The organism is Streptomyces sp. NPDC041124 (assembly GCF_055592385.1).
The window spans coordinates 644,850-668,462 of the sequence record NZ_JBVIYR010000001.1 but is presented as its reverse complement, the minus strand read 5'-3'; the positions used below and the strand labels follow the sequence as shown (position 1 = coordinate 668,462).

Genomic DNA, 23,613 nt, shown 5'->3' with positions numbered 1-23,613 from the left:
GTGCCGGACGGACCGGCTGCGGCGCTCTGAGAGACTGTGCGGGATGAAAGAGACAGTCGCCCCGTCCGGCGCGGAGCTGCGGGCCCGTGCCGAGATCGACCTCGCCGCCCTGCGGGCCAATGTGCGGACCCTGCGCGAGCGCGCGCCCGGCGCCGCCCTCATGGCCGTCGTCAAGGCGGACGCCTACGGGCACGGTGCGGCCGCCTGCGCCCGGGCCGCAGTCGAGGCCGGGGCGACCTGGCTGGGCACCGCCACCCCGCAGGAGGCGCTCGCGCTGCGCGCACCGGAGTCCGGGGTGCCGGACCACGTACGGGTCATGTGCTGGCTGTGGACGCCCGGCGGGCCCTGGCGGGAGGCGATCGAGGCCGGTGTCGACGTCTCCCTGAGCGGGACGTGGGCCCTGGACGAGGTCACCCGGGCCGCCCGTCTCGCCGGACGGCCCGCGCGGGTGCAGCTCAAGGCCGACACCGGTCTGGGACGCGGCGGCTGCCAGCCCGCGGACTGGGCCGGGCTGGTCGCGGGCGCCCTGCGCGCCGAGGCCGAGGGGCTGCTGCGGATCACCGGCCTGTGGTCCCACTTGGCCTGCGCCGACGAGCCCGGGCACCCCTCCATCGCCGCCCAGCTCTCCCGGTTCCGGGAGATGGTGGCGTACGCGGAGGGCCAGGGGGTCGACCCGGAGGTGCGGCACATCGCCAACTCGCCGGCCACGCTCACCCTCCCCGAGAGCCACTTCGACCTGGTCCGGACCGGCATAGCGCTGTACGGCGTCTCGCCCAGCCCCGAGATCGGCACCTCCGCAGACTTCGGCCTGCGGCCGGTGATGACCCTGTCCGCCTCACTGGCCCTGGTGAAGCACGTCCCCGGCGGCCACGGCGTCAGCTACGGCCACCACTACGTCACCCCCGGCGCGACCACCCTGGGCCTGGTCCCGCTCGGCTACGCGGACGGCATCCCGCGGCACGCCTCCGCCGCCGGGCCCGTGCTGGTCGAGGGCAAGTGGCGCACGGTCGCGGGGCGGGTCGCGATGGACCAGTTCGTCGTCGACCTGGGCGGGGACGATCCGGGGCCGGGCGCCGAGGCCGTCCTGTTCGGCCCGGGCGACCGCGGTGAGCCCACCGCCGAGGACTGGGCGCAGGCGGCCGGGACCATCGCGTACGAGATCGTCACCCGGATCGGACACCGCGTCCCGCGCGTCCATGTGAACGAGGGGAACGACCCGGAGGAGGGGAGCGGCAGGTGAGCGAGGGCATCGCGGAGGCGGCGGCCGCCGCGGCCGAGGTCTCCCGCGGGGGCTGGCGCCGGGCCACCGGTGTCGCGGGCGTAGCGATAGGCGTGCTCGCCACGGGGGCCGCCGCGGGTGTCGCCATAGAACGGATGACGGTCGGCCGGGGCATGCGGAAGAAGGCCAGGCTCGCTCTCGACTCCACCGGACCCTACGGCTCGCTGCGCGGCACACCCGGCAGGGCGTACGCCGACGACGGCACCGAGCTGTACTACGAGGTCGACGACGTCGACCCCGACCCGGACGCCACGCCCGCCCGGCGGCGCCGGCTGTTCGGCCGCCGGCCCCCGGCCCCGGTCACCGTCGTCTTCAGCCACGGCTACTGCCTCAACCAGGACTCCTGGCACTTCCAGCGGGCCGCGCTCAGGGGCGTCGTACGGACCGTGTACTGGGACCAGCGCAGCCACGGCCGCTCGGCGCGCGGCGCGGCGCAGGCGGAGCGGGGCGAGCCGGTCACCATCGAGCAGCTGGGGCGCGATCTGAAGGCCGTCATCGACGCGGCGGCACCCGAGGGGCCCGTCGTGCTCGCCGGTCACTCCATGGGCGGGATGACGGTGATGGCCCTCGCCGACCAGTACCCGGAGCTGATCCGGGAGCGGTGCGCCGGTGTCGTCCTGGTCGGCACGTCGTCGGGGCGGCTCGGCGAGGTCAACTTCGGGCTGCCGGTGGCCGGTGTCAACGCGGTGCGGCGGGTGCTGCCGGGCGTGCTGAACGTGCTGGGGCAGCGCGCCGAGCTGGTGGAGCGGGGACGCCGGGCCACCGCGGACCTGTTCGCGGGGATCATCAAGCGGTACTCGTTCGCGTCGCGGGACGTGGATCCGGCCGTCGCCCGGTTCGCCGAGCGGATGATCGAGGGCACGCCCATCGACGTGGTCGCCGAGTACTACCCGGCGTTCCACGACCACGACAAGACCGAGGCCCTCGCCCACTTCGCCGGGCTGCCGGTGCTCGTGCTGGCCGGGATCCAGGACCTGGTGACGCCCAGCGAGCACAGCGAGGCGATAGCCGACCTGCTGCCCGACGCCGAACTGGTTCTGGTCCCCGACGCCGGGCACCTGGTGCTGCTGGAGCACCCGGAGGTGGTCACCGACCGTCTCGCCGATCTGCTCGTCCGGGTGGGCGCGGTGCCGGCGGGGACTACGGTGGGTGGTTATGGAAGCAGCAGCACCGCACACCCCGGATGAGACGGGGCCGGCCGTGAACTCCGTCGAGCTGACCGTCACCTCCCCCGAACAGATGCGCGAACTGGGGCGTAGGCTCGCCAAGCTGTTGCGCGCCGGCGACCTCGTCCTGCTCTCGGGTGAGCTCGGCGCGGGCAAGACGACCCTCACCCGGGGGCTCGGTGAAGGGCTCGGCGTACGGGGCGCGGTCACCTCGCCGACGTTCGTGATCGCCCGGGTGCACCCGTCGCTGGGGGACGGTCCGCCGCTGGTGCACGTCGACGCGTACCGGCTGGCCGGCGGGCTGGACGAGATGGAGGACCTGGACCTCGACGTCTCGCTGCCCGAGTCGGTGATCGTCGTGGAGTGGGGCGAGGGCAAGGTCGAGGAGCTGACCGACGACCGGCTGCGCGTCGTCATCCACCGGGCGGTCGGTGACACCACGGACGAGGTGCGGCACGTGACCGTGTCGGGCCTGGGCGGGCGGTGGGCCGGGGCGGCGCTGAGCGTGCTGTCGGCCTGAGCGGATCCGTACCTGTTCCCGTGCGGGTTCCGCGTTCCCGTGCGCGTTGCCGCGTGCGTCCTGGGGGCCTTCCGGCGCGCTCCGGGGATCGTTCCGACATGGTGTCGGCAAAGTGTTGCGTTCGGAGTCTCCGACGTGGTCACATGGTATCCAGTGCGTAGTTAGGTGTACCTAACTACGTCCGGCCCCCGGCCCCTCAGGAGGCGTCCATGCCGGCCACCCACAGCTCTCGTGAGTCCACGGCCCAGCCGCGTTCGCTCTCCGGGGTGCCCATGCGTGACCTGCTGGCCGCCTGTGCCGCGGCGGCCGCGGTGTCCACCCCGCCCCGTGCTCCCGAGCCCCAGCGCTCCGGGCCGGTCCGGGAGCACCGCGCAGCCGCGTAGCCGGTCCGGGAGCACCACGAGGCCGCGCAGCCGGTCCCGTGAGGACGGACGCCGCGTGGCGGGTCCGTCTCACGGGACGACGACGACCGTCCGTCCGACCGTCGCGAACTCCCACATCGCCGCGCCGTCCGCGCGCGTCTCGCGGATGCCGCCCGTGCGCTCCCCCGGGTCGAGCACCGGCGCCGAACCGTCCTTCGCCGCGCTGAACCCGATCGCCGTGCCGTCGACGCCGGTGAAGCGCACGACGTGCTCGATCGGCACGCCGTCCGATCCGGTGACCTCCTTGGAGCGGGACGTGACCCGGTAGGAGCCCGGCGCCGGGTCCACCGTGCTGGGGCTGACCCCGAAGGTGCGCCGCACCTTGCCGCTCTCCTCAACCAGCCACACGCGGTCGGCCTTCAGCGAGTACACGACCCGCCTGCCCGCTCCCGAAGGGTCGGGCAGCGCGGCGGGGTGGTTCGCGTCCGGGAGCGCCTTGCGCACGGCCCCCGCCGCTCCGGCGGCCGGCCGGCGCAGCTCCGGCGGCACGTTCGCCGCCGCCTGGTGCCCGAGGAAGCCGACCGTCGCCAGGGCCGCCGCGGTCAGCCCCGCCACGGCCATCGAGCTGCTGCCTGACACCGCCGTCACCTCTGTCCCGATCCGCTCCGTTATGTACATATGCCGTCGCGACCGTAGCAGTACGTGACCGACCGGCCGGTGCGGCCGTGGCCGGGGCGCGGGAGCCGTAGGCTGTTTGCGTGCTCTTGCTCGCTCTGGATACCGCCACCCCCGCCGTCACCGTCGCACTGCACGACGGCGACGACGTCATCGCCTCGTCCAGCCAGGTCGACGCCCGCCGTCACGGCGAGCTGCTGCTTCCGGCGGTCGACCGGGTGCTCGCCGAGGCAGGCCTGCGGCTGGACGCCGTCACCGGCATCGTCGTCGGCACCGGACCCGGCCCCTACACCGGGCTGCGCGTCGGCCTGATGACCGCGGACACCTTCGGACTGGCGCTCGGCGTCCCCGTGCACGGTGTGTGCACGCTGGACGGCCTCGCCTACGCGGCCGACCTGGAGGGCCCCTTCGTCGTGGCGACCGACGCCCGCCGCAAGGAGGTCTACTGGGCGCGCTACGCCGACTCCCGCACCCGCCTCACCGAGCCCGCCGTGGACCGGCCCGCCGACATCGCCGAGCAGGTCGCGGGTCTGCCCGCCGTCGGCGCCGGCGCGCTGCTCTACCCGGACACCTTCCCCCAGGCGCACGAGCCCGAGCACGTCAGCGCCGCCGCCCTGGCCCGGCTGGCCGCGGAGCGCCTCGCGGCGGGCGGGGAACTGTCCGCGCCCCGGCCGCTGTACCTGCGCCGGCCCGATGCCCAGGTCCCCAAGAACTACAAGGTGGTCACCCCCAAGTGACGGGATGCGAGACGGCCGTGCTGCGCGAGATGCGCTGGTGGGACATCGACTCCGTACTGGAGCTGGAACGGGACCTGTTCCCCGAGGACGCCTGGTCGCGCGGGATGTTCTGGTCCGAGCTGGCCCATGCGCGCGGCCCCGGGGCGACCCGGCGCTACTTCGTCGCCGAGGAGGACGGCCGGATCGTCGGCTACGCGGGCCTGACCACCTCCGGCGCGGAGTCCGAGGAGGGCGGCCCCACCGCGGCCGCCGACATCCAGACCATCGCCGTCACCCGGGACCACTGGGGCACCGGCCTCGGCTCCCGGCTGCTGACCGAGCTGCTGCACGCGGCGACCGCGTTCGAGTGCACCGAAGTGATGCTGGAGTGCCGGGTCGACAACGTGCGCGCCCAGAAGCTCTACGAGCGCTTCGGCTTCGAGATCATCGGCGTCCGCCCCGGCTACTACCAGCCGGGGAACGTGGACGCGCTGGTGATGCGGCTGACCGACCCGTCCACCTCCGTGAACCCGGACAAGACCGGGAACGGCGTACAAGGAACCGAGACCCATGGCTGACGAACCCCTGGTGCTGGGGATCGAGACCTCCTGCGACGAGACCGGCGTCGGCGTCGTGCGCGGGACCACCCTGCTGGCGGACGCCGTCGCCTCCAGCGTCGACGAGCACGCCCGCTTCGGCGGTGTCGTCCCGGAGGTCGCCTCCCGCGCCCACCTGGAGGCGATGGTCCCCACCATCGAGCGCGCGCTGAAGGAGGCGGGCGTGAGCGCCCGCGACCTCGACGGCATCGCCGTCACCGCCGGCCCCGGACTCGCCGGCGCGCTCCTGGTCGGCGTCTCGGCGGCCAAGGCGTACGCCTACGCCCTCGGCAAACCCCTGTACGGGGTCAACCACCTCGCCTCGCACATCTGCGTCGACCAGCTGGAACACGGGGCGCTGCCCGAGCCGACGATGGCCCTGCTGGTCTCCGGCGGCCACTCCTCGCTCCTGCTGTCCACCGACATCACCTCCGACGTCCGCCCCCTCGGCGCGACCATCGACGACGCGGCCGGCGAGGCCTTCGACAAGATCGCCCGGGTGCTGAACCTGGGCTTCCCCGGCGGCCCGGTCATCGACCGCTACGCCCGCGAGGGAGACCCGGCCGCCATCGCCTTCCCGCGCGGACTGACCGGCCCCCGCGACCCGGCCTACGACTTCTCCTTCTCCGGCCTGAAGACGGCCGTGGCCCGCTGGATCGAGGCCAAGCGGGCGGCGGGCGAGGAGGTCCCGGTGCGCGACGTGTCGGCGTCCTTCCAGGAGGCGGTCGTCGACGTCCTCACCCGCAAGGCCGTCCGGGCCTGCAAGGACGAGGGCGTCGACCACCTGATGATCGGCGGCGGTGTGGCCGCCAACTCCCGCCTGCGGGCCCTCGCCGAGGAGCGCTGCGAGGCGGCCGGCATCCGGCTGCGGGTGCCCCGCCCCAAGCTGTGCACGGACAACGGCGCGATGGTGGCCGCGCTGGGCGCGGAGATGGTCGCCCGTAACCGTCCGGCGTCCGACTGGGACCTGTCGGCCGACTCCTCCCTGCCGGTCACCGAGCCCCACGTGCCGGGCCTCACGCACACCCACGACCACGTGCACGAGACCGCCGGGGAGAACCTGTACTCATGACGGTCGCGCTGATGTGGGAGGCCCGCGCGGTTCCCGGCCGGGGCGCGGACCTGGTGGCCTGGGCCGAGGAACAGGCGCGGGAGCTCGCCCGGAGCCCCCTGCGCCGCGAATCCTTCCGCGCCCCCCAGGACCGCGTCCTGGTCATCACCTGGTGGGACGCCCCGTACGACGCCGACCTCCCCGAACTCCCGGAACCGGACGGCGACCTGATCACCCGTCCGGTGCACCGGTGGCGGTTCGAGTCGCTCGGCGGGGTCTGACTCGAATCACTCGACGTTCCGTCGCCGGATCGATCACATGGCGTGCTCTTGGGATCCGATGGTGCCGATGGCTTTGGCAGGGCCGGAGTTCCGTAGTCCAGTCGGCCTGACGTAGTTAAGCTGGGCGTTCGCCGTCATCGGTGCCGACCACGTCGAGTCCGGGGGGACACGCGCGCATGGACGAACAGCTCCGCCGCCTGCACGAGTTGGCGAAGGCCTCACCGAACTTCGGGATGCTGTACGGGCATGAGCCGCTGCTCGCGCTCTACGGCTCGCAGGCCGAGCTGAACGTCTTCACCAACCCCAACGCGGCCTCCGTCAGCGCGCGCCAGTTCGGTGAGGTACTGGCCGAGGAGCTGGTGCGGCGCACGGGCATCCGCGTCACCGGTACGCATCAGATCGACCGCCTGCGCGCACTGACCAACATCGGCGCACTCACCGCCCCCGTGCGCGAGGCGTTCGACACGCTGCGCCGAAGCGGCAATCAGGCCGTCCACGCCCATGTCTTCGACACGACTGCCGCCCTCGCCAACGTCCGGCTCTGCTGGGACCTGGGTGTCTTCTTCGACCGGGCCCTGACCGGCTCCCGCACCGTGCGGGCCTTCGTGCCGCCCGCCATGCCCCAGGACCTGACCGATCCGGCCGAGGCGCGGGCGCTGAGGGAGGCGCTGGACAGGCACCGGGCGACGCTCGCGGAGTCGCGCGTCCGGCTCAGCGAGACGGAGAACCGCCTGGAGGCGGAGCGCAGGGCTCGGGAAGAAGCCCAGGCGCTGATGGTCAGCGCGCAGCAGTCGCAGGCCGCGCTGGCCGAGCAGTTGCAGCAGCTCCAGTCGCAGATCGATGAGCTGCGCAAGGCCCAGCAGGCCGATTACGAGAAGGAGCGACAGCGGCCCCGCAAGGTCGCCGTGTCCGCCCGGCAAGCGATCGTCGAGCGGGCGCAGCGTCCGACGCCGCTCAACGAGGTGCAGGCCCGCGTCCGTATCGACGCGCTCCTAGAGGCCGCCGGCTGGGTCGTCCAGGACCGCGATCAGCTCAACCCACTGGCCGGACGGGGAGTCGCCGTAAGGGAGTTCACGCTGGCGACCGGCCGCGCCGACTACGTCCTGTACATCGACCAGAGGATCGTCGGCGTCATCGAGGCCAAGCGCGAGGGCACGCCTCTCAGCAGTGCACTCTCACAGAACGAACGGTACGCGCGCGGCGTGCACCGGGACTACGCGCTCAGCGTGTGGCGCCGGGACGAGCCGTTCGCGTTCCGGTACGCCACCACCGGCACCGAGACCTACTTCGTCAACCGCCTTGACCCGGAAGCCCGTTCCCGCGCGGTGTTCGCCTTCCACCGGCCCGAGACGATCGCCGAGTGGATGCGTCGCGCCGAGAACGCGGAAGTGGAGGGCGTGACATTCCGCGCGGCGCTGCGTGAGTGGATACCGGAGCTGGAGCGGCACGGTCTGCGGGAAGCCCAGTTCGAGGCGATCAACAGGCTGGAGGCGTCGCTCGCCCAGGACCACCCGCGTGCACTGATCCAGATGGCGACCGGCGCCGGAAAGACGTTCACGGCCGTGACCGCCACGCACCGGCTGCTGCGGCACGCGGGCGCCAAGCGTGTTCTGTTCCTCGTCGACCGGAACAACCTCGGGCGCCAGGCCCTCGGCGAGTTCCGCCGCTACAGGACACCGGACGAGGGCCGTACCTTTACCGATCTCTACAACGTGGACCGGCTGGGCTCCGCCGGGGTCCAGCAGACGTCCGCGGTGGTCGTCTGCACGATTCAGAAGATGTACAGCCTTCTCAAGGGTGAGCCGCTTACGGACGACGACGCGACGGCGGACGCCCAGGACGAGCAGGCCGAACAGGACCGCGACAAGGCGTACGCGCTGGACCACCCCGCGTCGGTCGAGTACCAGCCGAGTGTGCCCATCGAGTCCTTCGACGTGATCGTCGTCGACGAGTGCCACCGCTCGATTTACGGCCTGTGGCGTGCCGTCCTGGAGTACTTCGACGCCCACCTCGTCGGCCTCACCGCCACCCCCACCCCACAGACCCGTGGATTCTTCGACAACAACCTGGTATCCGAGTACACCTTCGAGCAGGCGGTCGCCGACGGTGTCAACGTCGACTTCGACATCGCCCGCGTCCACACGAATCTGCGGGACGACGGCGGCGCCACCATCGAGGCCGGCACGACCGTCCGCATCCGCGACCGGAAGACCCGCGCCCAGCGGTACGAGGAGCTTGAGGACGACTTCGAGTACAGCACCCGGGAGCTCGGCCGCTCGGTGATCAACGAGGACGAGATCCGCCAGGTCCTCACCCTCTACAAGAACACCTGGCCCCGCTGGTTCCCCGGCCGCGCCGAGGTACCGAAGACGCTGGTCTTCGCCGTGGGCGAGGACCACGCCGAGGAGGTCCTCAAGCAGGTCAAGGAGGTCTTCGGACGGGGCGACGCGTTCGCCAAGAAGATCACCTACAAGTCCCGGCAGAACGGTGAGGACCCCGACGAGCTCATCAACGCCCTCCGTAACTCCCCGAGCCTCCGGGTCGCCGTCACGGTCGACATGATCGCCACCGGCACGGATGTGAAGGCGTTGGAATGCGTGATCTTCCTCCGCTCCGTGCGCAGCCCGGTGCTGTTCGAGCAGATGAAGGGCCGCGGCGCCCGTTCCATCGACCCGGACGAACTGCGTGCGGTCACCCCGGAAGCCGCGAGGGACCTGGCCAAGGACAGGTTCGTCCTGGTGGACGCGGTCGGTGTCACGGACTCGCCCCTCGTCGACGCCCGGCCCCTGATCCCAGCCGGCGACCGACAGGTCTCCCTGAAGAAGCTCCTGGACAAGACGGGCACACTGGCCCTGAGCTCGGACGAGGCCGAGACCCTGGCCCGCCGCCTCGCCCGCGTCGACCGCCAGCTCACCGACGACGAGCGTCGCCGCATCGAGGAGGTCGCGGGCGACGGCACCACGTTGACGTCCCTGGCCCGCCGCCTCGCCGACGCCGTCGACGTCGACCGCCAGGACGCGGCACTGAGGACAGGCGGTGAGCAGGCGATGCGCAAGCTCGTCACGGACGCCATCGCACCGCTCACCGGCAACCCTGAGCTGCGCAGGCTGATCGTCGACATCCGGCACCAGCAGGACCTAACGTACGACGAAACCACGGCCGTGGCCGTCACCGAGGTGGTCGAGGTGGACCGCGCCGAGCGTGCCCGTAAGGAGCTGAAGGACTGGCACGAGGTGCTGACCAAGGCCGAGCGGGACCGTCACGCCGCCATCCAGGTCGCCCTGGGCTCCGGCAGCGGCAACCGTTCGGTCGCGGAGAAACGGGCGGCACTGCGTGAGCTTGAGGGCAAGATCAAGAGCGGGCCTCGGGCGTGGACGCCGTCCATACTGTGGGGCCACTACGAACAGCTGGGCCGCGCCGCCGCGCATCCAGGCAGCGAGGCGGGCCTCGGTGACCTGATGGCACTGATCCGCTACGAGCTCGGAGCGGATGATCATCTTCAGCCATACCGTAACGTTGTCGAGGAGCGCTTCCAGGGCTGGCTGCTGCGTCAGAAGCAGGCGGGCGTGGAGTTCACCGACGAACAGATGTGGTGGCTGGAACGGATACGCGACGTGATCGCGGACGACGTGGGCATCGAGTCACCCGAGCTGAACATCGAGCCGTTCACCGCCCAGGGCGGCCGCGGCGGGTTCGCAGCCACGTTCGGCGGCAGGACGAGGGCGCAGGAACTGTTGGGCGAACTGAATCGGGAACTGGCTTGAGTAGGACGGAATTTTCCGAGAGGGCTGGGCTTCCGGAGGGGTGGGCTCGGGTTCGCCTTGGAGACGTTCTCGACGCCATTGAGGCCGGTAAGTCCTTCACGTGTGAACCGAGGCCCGCGGAACCTGGAGCGTGGGGCATCGTCAAGGTCAGTGCGATGACCTACGGGCGCTTCGACGAGGCTGAGAACAAGGCGGTTCCGGCGGGAGTCGCAGTTAATCCGGCGTACGAAATCTCCCCGGGCGACGTTCTTGTCAGCCGCGCCAACACGAAGGCTTACGTGGGAGCACCCGTGCTGGTCGGCGACTGCCGACCTCGTCTACTGCTCTCGGACAAGAGCCTTCGCCTTATCCCGAACCGTGCCGTGGACAAGCGGTGGCTCGTCTATGCCCTGCGATCCGCTCAGGTGCGGTCCTATATCGAAGAGAAGGCCTCGGGCACGAAGGACTCCATGCGGAACATTTCGCAGGGAGCTTTGAGGGATACGCCGTTGATGCTTCCGCCCATTGCCGAACAGGCCCGGATCGTCGAGGCTCTGGAAGTCCAGCTATCGCATCTCTCTGCAGCGAGTGACTTGGCCCTCAAGAGTACGACCAAGCTCCAGGCCCTCCGTTCCGCAATTACACAAGAGGCACTTTCGGCATGCGCGGCCTATCCCACCTCACCCCTTGGTGACCTGCTCCGTGAGCCACTCCGGAATGGCCACTCGGCCAGAGCTACAGAAAGGGAAGATGGGATCCGCACCCTCACCCTGACCGCCGTTACCCTGAACGACTTTGATAATAATCACACCAAGGTGACAGACGCAGATCCCGCGAAGGTCAGCAACCTTTGGCTGGAGCCCGGAGACATCCTGATCCAGCGCTCGAATACGCCTGACCTCGTGGGTACTGCTGCGCTCTTCAACGGTCCGGAAAAATGGGCCATCTACCCTGACCTCTTGATTAGGGTGAGGACAGCGGACTGCCTCCTCCCGGAGTTTGCAACCCTTGTACTGCAAGGTCGACGAACCCGTAGGTATTTCAAGGTGCGTGCGAAAGGTCTCGCCGGCTCGATGCCCAAGATCGACCAGGATACGATCTCTGGGGTAGAGATGCCTGTTCCACCGCTCGATGTGCAGCAGAAGGTCATTCAAGAGACGCAGGAACGTCTGGCTCAAGTTTCCCGTCTCGAAAATCCACTAAGTGTGGCCGTCCGACGCGGCGACAACTTGCGCTCCGGCCTACTCCGCAAGGCTTTCTCAGGCCGCCTGGTTCCCCAGAACCCCGACGACGAGCCGGCCGCCGCCGTACTCGACCGTATCCGCGCGGAGCGGGTCGCTCAGCCCAAACCAAAGCGCACGCGGAAGGTCCCGGCCGCCCGCAAGGCCGCCGCGACCGCCCCGGCCCCCAAGCCGACCGGCACCCCTCGTACCTCCAATCAGCGGGAGTTCCCCCTGTGACCGCCGTCGAAGAGACCATCCCCGAACCGGCGCCCGAGGTGCGGGCCAAGGCGGCCGCGCAGACGAACAGCCTTGTCGCCAAGCTCTGGAACTACTGCAATGTCCTCCGCGACAACGGCATGTCCACCATCGAGTACGTCGAGCAGCTCTCCTATCTCCTCTTCCTCAAGATGGTCGACGAGATGGCTGAGGAGGCCTGGGAAGATGACGAGATCACCCAGGTCGTGCCGCCGGATTACGACTGGAAGTCACTGGTCACCAAGCGTGGCGTGGAACTGGAGCGCCACTACCGGGATGTCCTGGACGAACTCGGCCGCCGCCCCGGCACCACCATCGGCACGATCTTCGCCGAAGCCCAGAACCGCATCACCAAGCCCGCCCTCCTCGAAAAACTCGTCGTCGAGCTGATCGGCCGCGAGCAGTGGACGATCCAGGGCACGGACCTCAAGGGCGACGCCTACGAAGGTCTCCTCAACAAAGGTGCTTCCGACACGAAGACCGGCGCAGGCCAGTACTTCACCCCCCGCGCCCTGATCGACGCCATCGTCGAGGTCACCCGGCCGACCCCGGACGACATCATCGCCGACCCCGCCTGCGGCACCGGCGGCTTCCTCATCGCCGCCCACTCCTACCTGCGTAAGCACCAAATGAAGGGCCTGAGTAAGGAGAAGCGCACCGCGCTCCAGCGAGGCGACCACATCCGCGGCAACGAACTCGTCACCGGGACCGCCCGCCTCGCCGCGATGAACATGCTGCTTCACGGCATCGGTACCAGCGACGGCCCCAGCCTCGTCACGGTCGGAGACGCCCTCGCAGAGAAGCCCAGCGGCCGTCACGCCACCCTCGTCCTTGCGAACCCGCCCTTCGGCCGGAAGTCCGCGATCAATGTGATCGGTCAGGACGGAACGGTGGAAAAGGAGGACGTCGAATACGACCGCGACGACTTCACGGCGACCACGTCCAACAAACAGCTCAACTTCCTGCAGCACATCATGTCGCTCACAGCGGTCGACGGCCGAGCCGCAGTCGTCCTCCCCGACAATATTCTCTTCGAGGGTGGAGCCGGCGAGAAGATCCGCCGCCGCCTGCTGGACGAGTTCGACCTGCACACGATCCTGCGCCTGCCCACAGGCATCTTCTACGCAGGTGGCGTCAAGGCCAACGTCCTCTTCTTCGACAAGAAGCTCCCGCGGGCGGACGGCAAGCCGCAGACCACCAAGACGTGGGTCTACGACTTCCGTACCGGCCAGCACTTCACCCTGAAGCAGCGCCCGCTGACCAGCGCGCACCTTCAGGACTTCGTTACCTCGTACCGCGCCGATGACATTGAGAACCGCAAGCCCTCCGAGTCGCCGGACGGCCCCTGGCAGGTCTTCACCTACGACGAGCTGATCAAGCGCGACAAGGTGAACCTGGACATCACCTGGATGAAGGACCCGGCGCTGGAGGACGCGGACAGCGACCTCGAACCGGAGGTCATCGCCCAGGAAATCGTCCAGGACTTGCAAGCTGCCCTGGACGAGTTCAAGGCGATCGCCGAGGCACTCGGCGGTGAAGTGATCGAGGACGAGGCGGAGCTGGCCTAACTCGGCGAGGTCATCGCCTCTTCCCGTACGCCCGTGCCCCGGATGTGGGCAGGACCGCCCACATCCGCGTACCGCCGCCCGGTTGCCGGGCCGCGTCGAGCCCCCAGGTACCCCCGCAAGAGCGGACGACCGCTGTGAGGACACGGAGAGTCGCCTTACGCCGGGCGTCGCACGCCGCGGAGAGACGGGGATGGGTGTGGCGAGGGTGACCGTCGTAGACGATCACCCGGACCGTTCCGTCACGGTGCCGTAGGGACACGTAGATGTCATCGGCGGCGCTGAAACGGCAGGCGCAAGCGGTCAGTTCGCTCACTGTCTGCACCACTGCCTCGGTCACGTCACTCAGTTCGTGCAGGTCAAGGGCTGTACGAGTCGCCGCCCTGACCATCGCCGCGCTGCTCAGGGCGGCGGGGAGGGTGAAGCTGTAGGCGAGAGTGTCGGGCGTGGGCTCGGTCGCCGGAAGTGCGTCCGACGAGATGGGACACAGGGTGAAGGCTGTCGTCGCAGACATGGCGGATCCCCTTACAGCAGAGGGTGGATGCGGGTCGGGACGCGCGCAATCGGTGGCCTGTCTCCCTGGCGCGGGCCCACCCCTCCCAGGGCAGGAGCGTGTGGGCAGGCTCGCGCGATGCACTTCCAGTAGCGCGCTGTTGCTGCTTCATTGCTGACAGTAGAAGTCAGCGGGTCACTATGTCCAACCTTTCGGAGATAATTACCCCCTGCGGAGTTGAGGGCTGCGTCACGCACCGGGCACACTGGGTGCCTCAACTCACAAAGGACGACATGTCGACCAGAACCACGCCGACCGAGAGGCAGAAGCGACTCGGCGCCGAGATGCGGAAGTTGCGGCTCGCTGCCGAGCGCACGACCGAATACGCCGCAGGACTCCTGGGGGTCGATCGCACCAGGCTGTCCAACATGGAGTCCGGTATCCGGCCCTTCTCTGCCGACCGCGTTCGCACGCTGGCCTGCAACTACGCCTGCGCAGACGAGCCTTACATCGAGGCGCTGACAGTGATGGCCGCCAACAAGGAACGTGGCTGGTGGGAGCAACACCGAGGTTCTCTGCCTGCCGGGCTGCTGGACATCGCTGAACTCGAGTGGCACGCCATGCGCATCCGCACCACCCAAGTGGTCCACGTGCCAGGACTGCTGCAGACCGAGGAATACGCGCGAGCCGTCTTCGATGCGGTCCTGCCGCCGCTGACCAGACTCCAGATCGAGCTGCGCGTGGCCCACCGCATGGAGCGCCAACAGGTCCTCGACATCCCCGGCAAGATGCCCTATATCGCCTATGTCCATGAGGCTGCCTTGCGCATGCCCTTCGGGAGCCCCACGACGATGCGACGGCAACTGGAATGCCTGTGCGAGGCGTCCGAGCGCGAGAACGTCGAAGTGAGAATCGTTCCATTCAAGGTGGGCGGCTTCCCCGGAGCCGGGCACGCCCTGCTCTACGCGGAAGGACCCGTGCCCCAGCTCGACACGGTGCAGCTCGACTCGGCCCATGGGCCCGAGTTCACGCATGCCGGGGCTCAGCTCGCCAAGTACCGTAGCCATTTGGAGTGGATGGACGGGGCCTCGCTACCGACACCCGATTCCCGTGACCTGATCAGGCAGCTTACGCAGGAACTCTGAGGGAGTAACCGTGACTGACATCCAGTGGGAAGCCCCCTTCTGCGGCGAAGGCAACAACTGCTTCCGCCTAGGCACCGACACCGAAGGCAACGCCTACATCGCCATAGCCGGCCAGGAGGACCACCCCCTCACCGACACCCGCGAAGCCCTCGCGCGGCTCATCCTGGACATCAAGGCAGGCAAGGCCGACCACCTCCTCTAGTCTCGACGTTCCGCCCGGTGCAAGCTGGGTGTGGGGAACGATCACGAAAACCCGGGGGGCGCGTTGCTGGAGAACCTGATCCAGAGCAAGGCAATGACGATCGAGGAGGTGTTCACCGGCCATCGCTACCAGTTGGACAGCTACCAGCGTGACTTCACTTGGGGACGTACCGACGTGCGCCGCCTCATCGAAGACCTGCGCAAGAAGTTCGTGGAGAACTGGAAGCTCGAACACGACCGGGAACACGTCGCTCGATACCAGCCCTACTTCATGGGCCCGTACGTCTACCACGTGGACGCGTCCGTCACCTACCTCGTGGACGGACAGCAGCGCATCACGACGCTGCACCTGATGCTGGTCTATCTCCGCGAACTACTGCGGGCCCAGGATCTCGACCACGACGCGGCGAGGCTGGCCGGCCTCATCGAGACCCGTAAGTTCGGGAAGTCCGTCCACACCCTCGACATCCCGGAACGCCGACAGTTCCTGGACGAGGTCTTCAAGGACAACGACTACGCACTCCCCGAAGGTGCCTCCGGTGCCCTGCGCAGGCTGTGGGACGCGTCCCGGGTCTTCCGCGAGGAGTTCCCGGACGACCTGCGCGGCGACGCGCTGCCCTACTTCGTCGACTGGCTCCTCGACGGCGTCTGCATGGTGGGCATCCGGGCCGCCACCTCGGAACAGGGGTGGGAGATGTACGAGTCGATGAACGACCGAGGGGTACGACTCGGCCCCATCGACCTGCTGAAGAGCTTCCTGCTGTCCGAGGTCGACGCCGAGCACGCGGGCGGTGCTGCGAACGTCTGGCGTCAGATGATCTCCGAGTTGGCCGGCGTCGACGTGAACGCCCCCAGCGAGTTCATCAAGACCTACCTGATCGGCCGGTACGCGGAGGTCGGTACAGGAAAGGACTCGGACGAACTCTCCGAGGATGTGGAGAAGATCAACGGCCCCTTCCACACCTGGGTCAAGGACAACGCGGCCCGTCTGGAACTGACGCGTTCGTCGGATCACCGCAGGCTGATCGACGATCTGGCGGGGAACGCCAAGAGGTACCTCACACTGGCTTCGGCAGCCACCAACTACGTTTCTGAGCTCGGCGGCGTCTACTTCAACGCCTACAACGGCATCTCCATGCAAGCCGCCCCCATCCTGGCCGCGGTCGGTCCCAGCGACGAGATCTCCACCTTCAAGGCGAAGGCGAAGCTCATCGCCGACTACCTGGACCTCGTGTTCGTACGCCGCCTCGTCAACGACCTGCCCGCCTCGGGTACCGACCTCGATCGCGAGGCCGTCAGGCTCGTCGGTCTCCTGCGCGGCGGCGTCGGCGTCGACAGACTCCGGGAGGTACTCGCCCGCGAGGTCGCCGCCCTGGACTACGACTTCACCGGCATGAACACCTACGGCCTACGTTCCAACAACCGCCGCCAGGTGCGCTACCTCCTCGCCCGCCTCACCGGCCACGTCGAGACGGCCTGCGCACGGGGCGATGAGATGAGCAGGTACCTCGACAGCCGACGGCCCTTCGAGATCGAGCACATCTGGGCCAACCACTTCGACCGCTACCAGCCCGAGACGCCCACTCACGCCGAGTTCGACTCCTACCGCAACCGCCTCGGCGCGCTGCTTCTGCTCCAGAAGTCGGACAACGCCAGCTACCAGGATCTTCCGTACGAGGAGAAGCTCGACTACTACCAGCGGCAGAACCACCTCGCCGGCGCGCTGCACCCCAAGCACCGGGAGCGGAACGCCCCCTTCAACAAGTTCGTGAAGCAGCACAAGCTCGACCGGGCGCTCCGAGGCTTCCCCAAGTTCGACAAGGCAGCGATCCGCACGCGACAGGACCTCTACCGACGGCTGTGCGAGATCATCTGGAACCCTGCGGCTTCCTTCGGTGCTTCGGTCGTCCCCGCGCAGCGTTCCGACCGCTCTCGTACACGGACCCGGGCTCGATACGACGTCGCGGTCAGTGACCTCATCGCCAAGGGTCTTCTTCCCAAGGGGGTCCAGCTCGTGGGGCGGCGCCGCAGCGAAGAGTTCCACGCCCGGGTACTCGATGACGGCCGGATCCAGGTGGCCTCCGGCGAGAGCTTCGGGTCCCTGTCCGCAGCCGGGGAATTCGTCCTTCAGACGAAGGCGTGCCCCGGATGGAACTTCTGGCGTGCCAGGCTCGACGACCGGGAGCCACGGCTCGTCGAGGTCAGGCGTGAGGCGCTGGAGAAGGGGCTCGTCTGACGGCCGGCGTATGCCCTTGGCCGACCACTTGATGATCGGCGGTGGTGTCGCCGCCAACTCCCGCCTGCGGGCCCTGGCCCAGGAGCGGTGCGAGGCGGCCGGCATCCGGCTGCGCGTGCCCCGCCCGAAGCTGTGCACGGACAACGGCGCGATGGTGGCCGCGCTGGGCGCGGAGATGGTCGCCCGGGGCCGCCCGGCGTCCGACTGGGACCTGTCGGCCGACTCCTCCCTGCCGGTCACCGAGCCCCACGTGCCGGGCATCGCCCACACCCACGACCACGTGCACGAGACCGCCGGGGAGAACCTGTACTCATGACGGTCGCGCTGATGTGGGAGGCCCGCGCGGTTCCCGGCCGGGGCGCGGACCTGGTGGCCTGGGCCGAGGAACAGGCGCGGGAGCTCGCCCGGAGCCCCCTGCGCCGCGAGACCTTCCGCGCCCCCCAGGACCGCGTCCTGGTCATCACCTGGTGGGACGCCCCGTACGACGCCGATCTCCCCGAACTCCCGGAGCCGGACGGCGATCTGGCCACCCGTCCGGTGCACCGGTGGCGGTTCGAGTCGTTGGGGGCCCACTGAGCCCTGCCCCCGGCGCGTGAGGGGCCGGCGTCCGCGACGCCGTGCGCGGTGGCCCGGGCCGGTCGGCCAGGCCGACCACAGGGGCTTCCGCGCGCCGCTCGACAGGTGACGGCGGTCCGCCGGGGTCGGGACGGGGCCATATGCCGATCATTTTCAGCCCCTAATTTGTCAGGTTCTTGACGAGTTCACGCGCCCCTCGGAAAGATCACCGCGGCTTCATACACGTCGCAGGATCTTCACGGGGGGAGTGGGTTGGTGCGCAGCCGCACGGGCATGACCGGGCTGGCCCTGGTGGCCGCGATGTCGCTGCCGACTGGTCTGCTCACCGCGACGCCCGCGACCGCGGCCGGATGCACGTCCGGCCAGGAAACGGACTTCGACGGCGACGGGACACGGGACGTCGCGATCGCCGACCCGGAGGCCGCGGTCTCGGGCCGGGACGAGGCCGGAGCCGTCCACATCGTCTACGGCGGCGACAAGGGCGTCGCCACGGTCTCGCAGGACACGGCGGGGATCCCGGGCGCGGCCGAGCGGGGCGACCGCTACGGTCACGCTCTCGCGGCCTTCGACCACAACCGGGACGGCTGCACCGACCTGGCCGTCGGTATTCCCTACGAGGACCTGGACGCCGAGGCCGACGCCGGCCTCGTGCAGATCCTGTACGGAGCGCCCGGCGGTCTGGCCACCGGAACCGCGGTGCGCGAATACCTCCAGGGCAGCGGTTCGGGCACCATCGGCAGCACCACGGCGGAGGCCTGCGACTGGTTCGGCCACGCCCTGGCCGCCGGAGCGACCTCCTCCGGCGAGCCGTACCTGGTGATCGGCGTGCCGGGCGAGGACGTGGGCACCGTCGTGGACGCCGGCATGGCCCACTACCTGCGCGGCAGCACGAACACCGGGTTCACCCAGAATACCGCCGGTGTGTCCGGGGACGCCGAGGAGAACGACCGGTTCGGGTACGCGGTGGCGGCCTCGCCGCACCACGTGGCCGTCGGCAACCCGGGCGAGGCCATCGGGGAACACGCCTTCTCCGGCGGCCTGCAGATCCTCAAGCACACGCTCGACTCCGGCGGCATCCCCACCCCGGTGGCCGGCATCCACCAGGACGCCCCCGGCATCAACGGCGTGGCCGAAGCGGGCGACCAGCTGGCCGCGGCGCTCGCCGCCGTGCCGTACCGCCCTTCAGGTGCCTCGTCCGCCAACGAGACGCTGCTCGCCGTGGGCATCCCGGGCGAGGACCTCACGACCGGCGAGGACGCAGGGCGGGTGATCACCCTGCGGGTCACCGCCGCCGGTGACGTGACCCAGGTGGCCGACATCCACCAGTCCTTCGCCGACGTCGCCGGCGTCGGTGACGCCGGCGACTACTTCGGACAGCACCTCACCGCCGTGAACACCGCGCCCGGCTCGGTCGGTACGGCCCGGACCGTCCTGCTGGCCGTGGGCATCCCCGGAGAGGACATCGAGGCCGAAGCGGCCCGGGACGCCGGCGGCGTCCAGGTCTTCCCCATGGTCGGTGAACCGGGCAGCTCGGACGTCTGGCTGGAGAAGGGCCAGTCCGGGCTGCCGGGAGTGCCCGGACCGCGGGAGTACCTGGGCACCGGCCTGTCGGCCGACCGGGAACGGCTCCTCATCGGCGTGCCGTACGGGCCGGAGAGCGACCGGGGCGTCCACGGCGTGCCGTGGTCGGGTCTGCTGTCCGGTCAGCCCGGCCAGGTGGACACCGTGCGCCCCGGCCAGGACGGCGTACCCGCCGGCGGACGTGCCTTCGGCGCGGTGGTCGAGTGACCGTGCGACGAGCTGACAGGCCGAGGACAGCCGGAATCGGCGGACCCGAGAGAACTGAGGACAGGAAAGTGATGGAGACACGGCCGAGGCGTCGTGCGCGCCGCACCGCCACCGTCGCCGGCGTGTTCACCGTGCTGCTGGTGAGCGGCCCCACCGCGCCCCCCGGCACCGAGGAGGTCAGGGACACCGTGCGCACGGCGTCCGCCGCCCCGGTGCGGACGGCGACCGGGACGTACGCGCGGGTCCAGCAGACGGAGGACCTCGCCCGGGCCGCCGCGGAGGGGAACGGCGAGCCGGTGGAGGTCGCCGGGCTGCGTCAGGAGCGGCGCGAGGTGTTCGCCCACCCCGACGGCTCCTTCACCGCCTACGAGTACACCGAGCCGGTCCACGCCGTCCGCGGCGGTAAGTGGGTCGACGTCGACACCACCCTGGCGCGCCGTGCGGACGGCACCTGGTCGCCGAAGGCCGCCACCGTCGAAGTGGAGTTCTCCGGGGGCGGGGACGGGCCGTTCGCCCGGATGCGCAAGGCGGGCCGCGAGTACGCCCTGAGCTGGCCGGGCGGACGGCTGCCCGAGCCGCGGGTCGAGGGCGGTTCCGCCACCTACCCCGACGTGCTCCCCGGGGTCGACCTGGTGGCCCGTGCCGAAGTGGACGGCCTGGCGCACCTGCTGGTCGTCAAGACGGCCGAGGCGGCCGCCGACCCGGAACTGCGGAGCATCGAGTTCGGTCTGCGGACCGAAGGACTGAAAGTCCGCGAGAGCGCGGACGGATCGCTCCAGGCCGTGGACACGGCGGTCGGCGGCACGGTCTTCGAGGCCGGGAAGCCGGTCATGTGGGACTCCGCCGACCCGGCCGCCGGCGCGGCGGGCCCGGATCAGGAGCGGTCCACCGTCCCGGGCCGGGCCGAGCGGGCCGCGTTCACCGTGACGGCCGACCGTACCGCCGGGGAGACGTCCGCCGGCGCGGCGGCCGAAGGCCCGGGCCCGGGCGGCCGTACCGCACCGGTCGACGTCGAGGTGACCGGGGACAAGCTCGTCCTCGTCCCCGACCAGGAACTGCTGACGGGTGAGGACACCGTCTACCCGGTGGTCATCGACCCGATCCAGCGCACCACGTCCCGCAGCGCCTGGACCGGCGTGATGTCCGGCATCCCGGGCGAGCAGGACTGGAAGTACTCGGGCAGCGCGGGCGCGGGCAAGTGCCCCACGGACTACAACCCGGTCTCCTGCAACGGCGTCGGCGTACGGCGGCTGCTGTTCACGATGCCGATGTCCTTCTACACCAACAAGAAGATCAAGAACGTCAGCTTCTCCGCCCGGGTCGAACACGTCTACTGGGCCGACGCCCGCGCGGAACCGATCGACCTCTACCGCATCGGCGGCAAGAACTACTCGGTCAACTCCGGCAGCGACTGGTCGAACACCAAGGACCACTGGGACGACTTCCTGCAGACGGTGGACAAGAAGATCTCCCCGACGAAGTGCTCCAGTCAGGCCAACCTGCACTTCGAGGGCGGCGAACTGGTCGACGAGGTGAGCGCCGCCGCCGCCGGCGGCTGGACGTCCATGACGCTGGGCCTGCGGGCGAAGGACGAGAGCGGATTCGGCGGCTGGAAGCGGATCTGCGGCAACGCCTACCTGAAGATCGGGTACAACAACCCGCCCAAGCAGATCAGCACCGGCCACATGTCCACCAGCCCCGGCGGCAAGTGCGTGTGGGGAGCGGGCCGCCCCTACACCGACATCCTGCCGCAACTGCGCACCGAGGCGCGCGACCCTGACCACACCTCGTCCTACACGGACACGGTGAAGGTGCAGTTCAAGGTGGACTGGACCGCCAAGGACGGAACGGCCCGCTCCTACACCTACGACACCGGCCACAAGGCACCCAACGTCGGCACCACCTTCAGCCACACCATGAAGGCCGACGTCACCAAGGACCTCCAGCAGAACTCGGTGATCTACTGGTCGGCCCGCGCCCACGACGGCGACGACTGGGGCGGCTGGAGCCACGACGGCGACGCGCAGCGCTGCGAGATCGTCTACGACCCGACCCGGCCCGGAGCCCCCGCGGTGGGATCCAAGCAGTACCCGGACGACGGCGTGTGGCACCACGGCGTGGGCACGGTCGGCACGTTCACCTTCGCCCCCAACACGAACGACGACGTCGCCGACGGCGACATCGTGGAGTACCGCTACAGCTTCGACGGCGGGCCCAAGCAGCAGGTCCCCGCCGACAGCCCGGGCGGTCCCGCCTCGGTGCCCTTCACACCGCTGTCCTCCGGGCCCCACTGGGTGACCGTCGAGGCGTACGACCGGGCGAAGAACTCCAGCGTGCCCGCCCAGTACGAGTTCCTGGTCACCGACGGCCGTCCGGTCACCGCACAGTGGAACCTCGCGGACGAGGAGGGCACCGCCGACGCCCACGACGAGTCCGGCCGCTACCCGGCGACCGGCGGCTCCGGCGTGCGGTTCGGCGTGGCCGGCCCCGGTGGCGGGGCCGACACCGCCGCCCGCTTCGACGGCAGTGAGAACGCCTACCTGGACGCCGGGGCGAGGGTGCTCGACACCAGGGACAGCTTCAGCGTCAGTGCCTGGGTCCGGCCCACCGCACTCGACCGGGACATGGTCGTGGTCAGCCAGGACGGCACCGGCGAGCCGGGCTTCACCCTCGGCTACGACGCGGCGGTCGGATCGTGGGCCTTCTCGACACCGGTGAACGACGTCGACACCCTCGGCCACTGGAAGGCCTCGGCGGGCGTCACGGTCCTCAAGGACCAGTGGGTGCTGCTCACCGGCGTGTACGACGCGCACGCCTCCGGCGGCCCGAGGATGAGCATCTACGTCAACCAGCAGCTGAAGAAGACCGTCGAGCGGCGCTCGCCGTGGACCGCCCACGGCCCGCTCCAGATCGGGCGGGCCACGGCCAAGTCCGGCTACCGCGACCACTTCGCCGGCGACCTCGCCGACGTCCGGGTCTTCGACCGGGTGCTGCCCGCGGCCCAGGTCGCCGAGCTGATCACGGTCAGGCCCGAGCGCAAGGGCTACTGGCCGGTGGACGACGCCGCCGCCGGCAGCTCCGGCAACGTCCAGCCGGACGGCCAGCCACTGGCCCTGGGCGGTGACGCGTCCGTCTACCGGCCGGCCGACCCGCTGGAGGACGTCCCCGCGCTGGTCGGCGAGGGGCACCTCGTGCTGGACGGCGACGGCGACTGGGCCGCCACCGCCGCACCGCCGGTGACCGGTGACGGCAGCTTCACCCTCACCGCCCGCGCCCAGCTCACCAACGAGTACTCCGAGCAGTCGCAGACCGTGTTCTCCCTGCCCGGGAGGAACACCGACCGCGTCGTGGTGCGCTACCAGGCGTCGACCGGCCAGTGGGAGCTGGAGGTGGCGCGACAGGACGAGGCGGGAGCGCCCACCGTCGTCCGCACCAACGACCAGGAGCTGCCGGTCAGCGGTGGCGCGGGACAGCACCTGGCCGTGGTCTACGACGCCTTCGCCAACGAGCTGCGCCTGTACGTCGAGGGTCAGCTGGCCGCCACCGCGTACGGCGAGGACGACACCCTGTGGCCCGCCGTCGGCGGACTCCAGGTCGGCCGTTCCGCCCGCAACGGCGGCAGCGAGTACTTCGCCGGCGCCCTCGACGAGGTGCGCGTGTACAGCGGGGCGGTCGACGCCTCCGGTGTCCGTCTGATGAGTCAGCTCACCGCCGTCCCGGACCTGTAGCCGCCCCGGGGAGC

18 protein-coding genes and 1 pseudogene are annotated in these 23,613 nt (G+C 70.1%); 17 read left to right on the top strand and 2 right to left on the bottom strand.

What is annotated here, in order from left to right; all coding sequences use genetic code 11:
- Positions 1 to 43: 43 nt before the first annotated feature.
- Genes alr through tsaE form a run of 3 tightly spaced genes read left to right on the top strand, consistent with a single transcriptional unit; the run spans position 44 to position 2,965 of the window.
- Positions 44 to 1,240 (top strand): alanine racemase, encoded by a 1,197-nt coding sequence (gene alr / locus ACZ6A9_RS03085; RefSeq protein ID WP_468977114.1) that lies wholly within the window; start codon positions 44 to 46, stop codon positions 1,238 to 1,240.
- The gene (locus ACZ6A9_RS03080) at positions 1,237 to 2,466 is read left to right on the top strand and encodes an alpha/beta fold hydrolase (RefSeq protein WP_468977111.1); all 1,230 of its coding nucleotides are present in this window, start codon (positions 1,237 to 1,239) and stop codon (positions 2,464 to 2,466) included. Before alr ends, ACZ6A9_RS03080 begins: the two co-directional genes overlap by 4 nt.
- Positions 2,435 to 2,965, top strand: a complete 531-nt coding sequence (tsaE, locus tag ACZ6A9_RS03075; RefSeq protein ID WP_468977107.1) for a tRNA (adenosine(37)-N6)-threonylcarbamoyltransferase complex ATPase subunit type 1 TsaE — start codon at positions 2,435 to 2,437, stop codon at positions 2,963 to 2,965. The genes ACZ6A9_RS03080 and tsaE overlap by 32 nt, the downstream gene beginning before the upstream one ends.
- Before the next feature lie 196 nt (positions 2,966 to 3,161).
- Here tsaE and ACZ6A9_RS03070 read toward each other — a convergent pair whose 3' ends face one another.
- Together ACZ6A9_RS03070 and ACZ6A9_RS03065 are read right to left on the bottom strand one after the other, a co-directional pair.
- A complete protein-coding gene (locus ACZ6A9_RS03070) occupies positions 3,162 to 3,284 on the bottom strand; it encodes a hypothetical protein (RefSeq protein WP_468977105.1) in 123 nt (40 codons plus the stop codon).
- 133 nt (positions 3,285 to 3,417) lie between these two features.
- Positions 3,418 to 3,966, bottom strand: a complete 549-nt coding sequence (locus ACZ6A9_RS03065) for a hypothetical protein (RefSeq protein ID WP_468977103.1) — start codon at positions 3,964 to 3,966, stop codon at positions 3,418 to 3,420.
- A gap of 119 nt (positions 3,967 to 4,085) precedes the next feature.
- On the opposite strand from ACZ6A9_RS03065, the gene tsaB reads away from it, so the two are divergent.
- The 14 genes and pseudogenes from tsaB to ACZ6A9_RS02995 all read left to right on the top strand — a co-directional run bounded on the left by tsaB (position 4,086) and on the right by ACZ6A9_RS02995 (position 23,599).
- Positions 4,086 to 4,739, top strand: coding sequence for a tRNA (adenosine(37)-N6)-threonylcarbamoyltransferase complex dimerization subunit type 1 TsaB (gene tsaB, locus ACZ6A9_RS03060; protein WP_468977100.1), 654 nt, complete (start codon positions 4,086 to 4,088; stop codon positions 4,737 to 4,739).
- The gene (gene rimI / locus ACZ6A9_RS03055; protein ID WP_468977097.1) at positions 4,736 to 5,296 is read left to right on the top strand and encodes a ribosomal protein S18-alanine N-acetyltransferase; all 561 of its coding nucleotides are present in this window, start codon (positions 4,736 to 4,738) and stop codon (positions 5,294 to 5,296) included. Before tsaB ends, rimI begins: the two co-directional genes overlap by 4 nt.
- Entirely contained in the window at positions 5,289 to 6,386 is a 1,098-nt protein-coding gene (gene tsaD, locus ACZ6A9_RS03050) for a tRNA (adenosine(37)-N6)-threonylcarbamoyltransferase complex transferase subunit TsaD (RefSeq protein ID WP_468977095.1), read from the top strand. Before rimI ends, tsaD begins: the two co-directional genes overlap by 8 nt.
- Positions 6,383 to 6,646: a hypothetical protein gene (locus tag ACZ6A9_RS03045; RefSeq protein ID WP_468977093.1), complete on the top strand. Its 264-nt coding sequence runs from the start codon at positions 6,383 to 6,385 to the stop codon at positions 6,644 to 6,646. Before tsaD ends, ACZ6A9_RS03045 begins: the two co-directional genes overlap by 4 nt.
- Positions 6,647 to 6,822: 176 nt before the next feature.
- A complete protein-coding gene (locus ACZ6A9_RS03040; RefSeq protein WP_468977091.1) occupies positions 6,823 to 10,410 on the top strand; it encodes a type I restriction endonuclease subunit R in 3,588 nt (1,195 codons plus the stop codon).
- Positions 10,407 to 11,849, top strand: a complete 1,443-nt coding sequence (locus tag ACZ6A9_RS03035; RefSeq protein ID WP_468977088.1) for a restriction endonuclease subunit S — start codon at positions 10,407 to 10,409, stop codon at positions 11,847 to 11,849. The genes ACZ6A9_RS03040 and ACZ6A9_RS03035 overlap by 4 nt, the downstream gene beginning before the upstream one ends.
- The gene (locus tag ACZ6A9_RS03030; protein WP_468977086.1) at positions 11,846 to 13,435 is read left to right on the top strand and encodes a type I restriction-modification system subunit M; all 1,590 of its coding nucleotides are present in this window, start codon (positions 11,846 to 11,848) and stop codon (positions 13,433 to 13,435) included. The genes ACZ6A9_RS03035 and ACZ6A9_RS03030 overlap by 4 nt, the downstream gene beginning before the upstream one ends.
- A 783-nt stretch (positions 13,436 to 14,218) precedes the next feature.
- Positions 14,219 to 15,070 (top strand): helix-turn-helix domain-containing protein, encoded by an 852-nt coding sequence (locus ACZ6A9_RS03025; RefSeq protein WP_386564322.1) that lies wholly within the window; start codon positions 14,219 to 14,221, stop codon positions 15,068 to 15,070.
- Positions 15,071 to 15,080: 10 nt separating this feature from the next.
- Entirely contained in the window at positions 15,081 to 15,272 is a 192-nt protein-coding gene (locus tag ACZ6A9_RS03020) for a hypothetical protein (protein ID WP_468977083.1), read from the top strand.
- 63 nt (positions 15,273 to 15,335) lie between these two features.
- Positions 15,336 to 17,507 carry a GmrSD restriction endonuclease domain-containing protein gene (locus ACZ6A9_RS03015; protein WP_468977081.1) on the top strand — a complete coding sequence of 724 codons (2,172 nt, stop codon included), beginning with the start codon at positions 15,336 to 15,338 and terminating at the stop codon, positions 17,505 to 17,507.
- Between the two features lie 22 nt (positions 17,508 to 17,529).
- A pseudogene (locus ACZ6A9_RS03010) lies at positions 17,530 to 17,823 on the top strand (tRNA (adenosine(37)-N6)-threonylcarbamoyltransferase complex transferase subunit TsaD); the annotation flags it as partial.
- Positions 17,820 to 18,083: a hypothetical protein gene (locus ACZ6A9_RS03005; RefSeq protein ID WP_468977079.1), complete on the top strand. Its 264-nt coding sequence runs from the start codon at positions 17,820 to 17,822 to the stop codon at positions 18,081 to 18,083. The pseudogene ACZ6A9_RS03010 and the gene ACZ6A9_RS03005, both read left to right, overlap by 4 nt.
- 255 nt (positions 18,084 to 18,338) lie before the next feature.
- Positions 18,339 to 19,871, top strand: a complete 1,533-nt coding sequence (locus ACZ6A9_RS03000) for a VCBS repeat-containing protein (protein ID WP_468977076.1) — start codon at positions 18,339 to 18,341, stop codon at positions 19,869 to 19,871.
- Between the two features lie 71 nt (positions 19,872 to 19,942).
- Positions 19,943 to 23,599, top strand: coding sequence for a LamG domain-containing protein (locus tag ACZ6A9_RS02995; RefSeq protein WP_468977074.1), 3,657 nt, complete (start codon positions 19,943 to 19,945; stop codon positions 23,597 to 23,599).
- Positions 23,600 to 23,613: the final 14 nt, after the last annotated feature.

What these genes read in the sequence shown, in the direction of transcription:
- alr (WP_468977114.1), top strand. Translation starts at nt 44, where the DNA reads ATGAAAGAGACAGTCGCCCCGTCCGGCGCGGAGCTGCGGGCCCGTGCC.
- tsaE (WP_468977107.1), top strand. Translation starts at nt 2,435, where the DNA reads ATGGAAGCAGCAGCACCGCACACCCCGGATGAGACGGGGCCGGCCGTG.
- tsaD (WP_468977095.1), top strand. Translation starts at nt 5,289, where the DNA reads ATGGCTGACGAACCCCTGGTGCTGGGGATCGAGACCTCCTGCGACGAG.
- ACZ6A9_RS03045 (WP_468977093.1), top strand. Translation starts at nt 6,383, where the DNA reads ATGACGGTCGCGCTGATGTGGGAGGCCCGCGCGGTTCCCGGCCGGGGC.
- ACZ6A9_RS03040 (WP_468977091.1), top strand. Translation starts at nt 6,823, where the DNA reads ATGGACGAACAGCTCCGCCGCCTGCACGAGTTGGCGAAGGCCTCACCG.
- ACZ6A9_RS03025 (WP_386564322.1), top strand. Translation starts at nt 14,219, where the DNA reads ATGTCGACCAGAACCACGCCGACCGAGAGGCAGAAGCGACTCGGCGCC.
- ACZ6A9_RS03005 (WP_468977079.1), top strand. Translation starts at nt 17,820, where the DNA reads ATGACGGTCGCGCTGATGTGGGAGGCCCGCGCGGTTCCCGGCCGGGGC.
- ACZ6A9_RS02995 (WP_468977074.1), top strand. Translation starts at nt 19,943, where the DNA reads ATGGAGACACGGCCGAGGCGTCGTGCGCGCCGCACCGCCACCGTCGCC.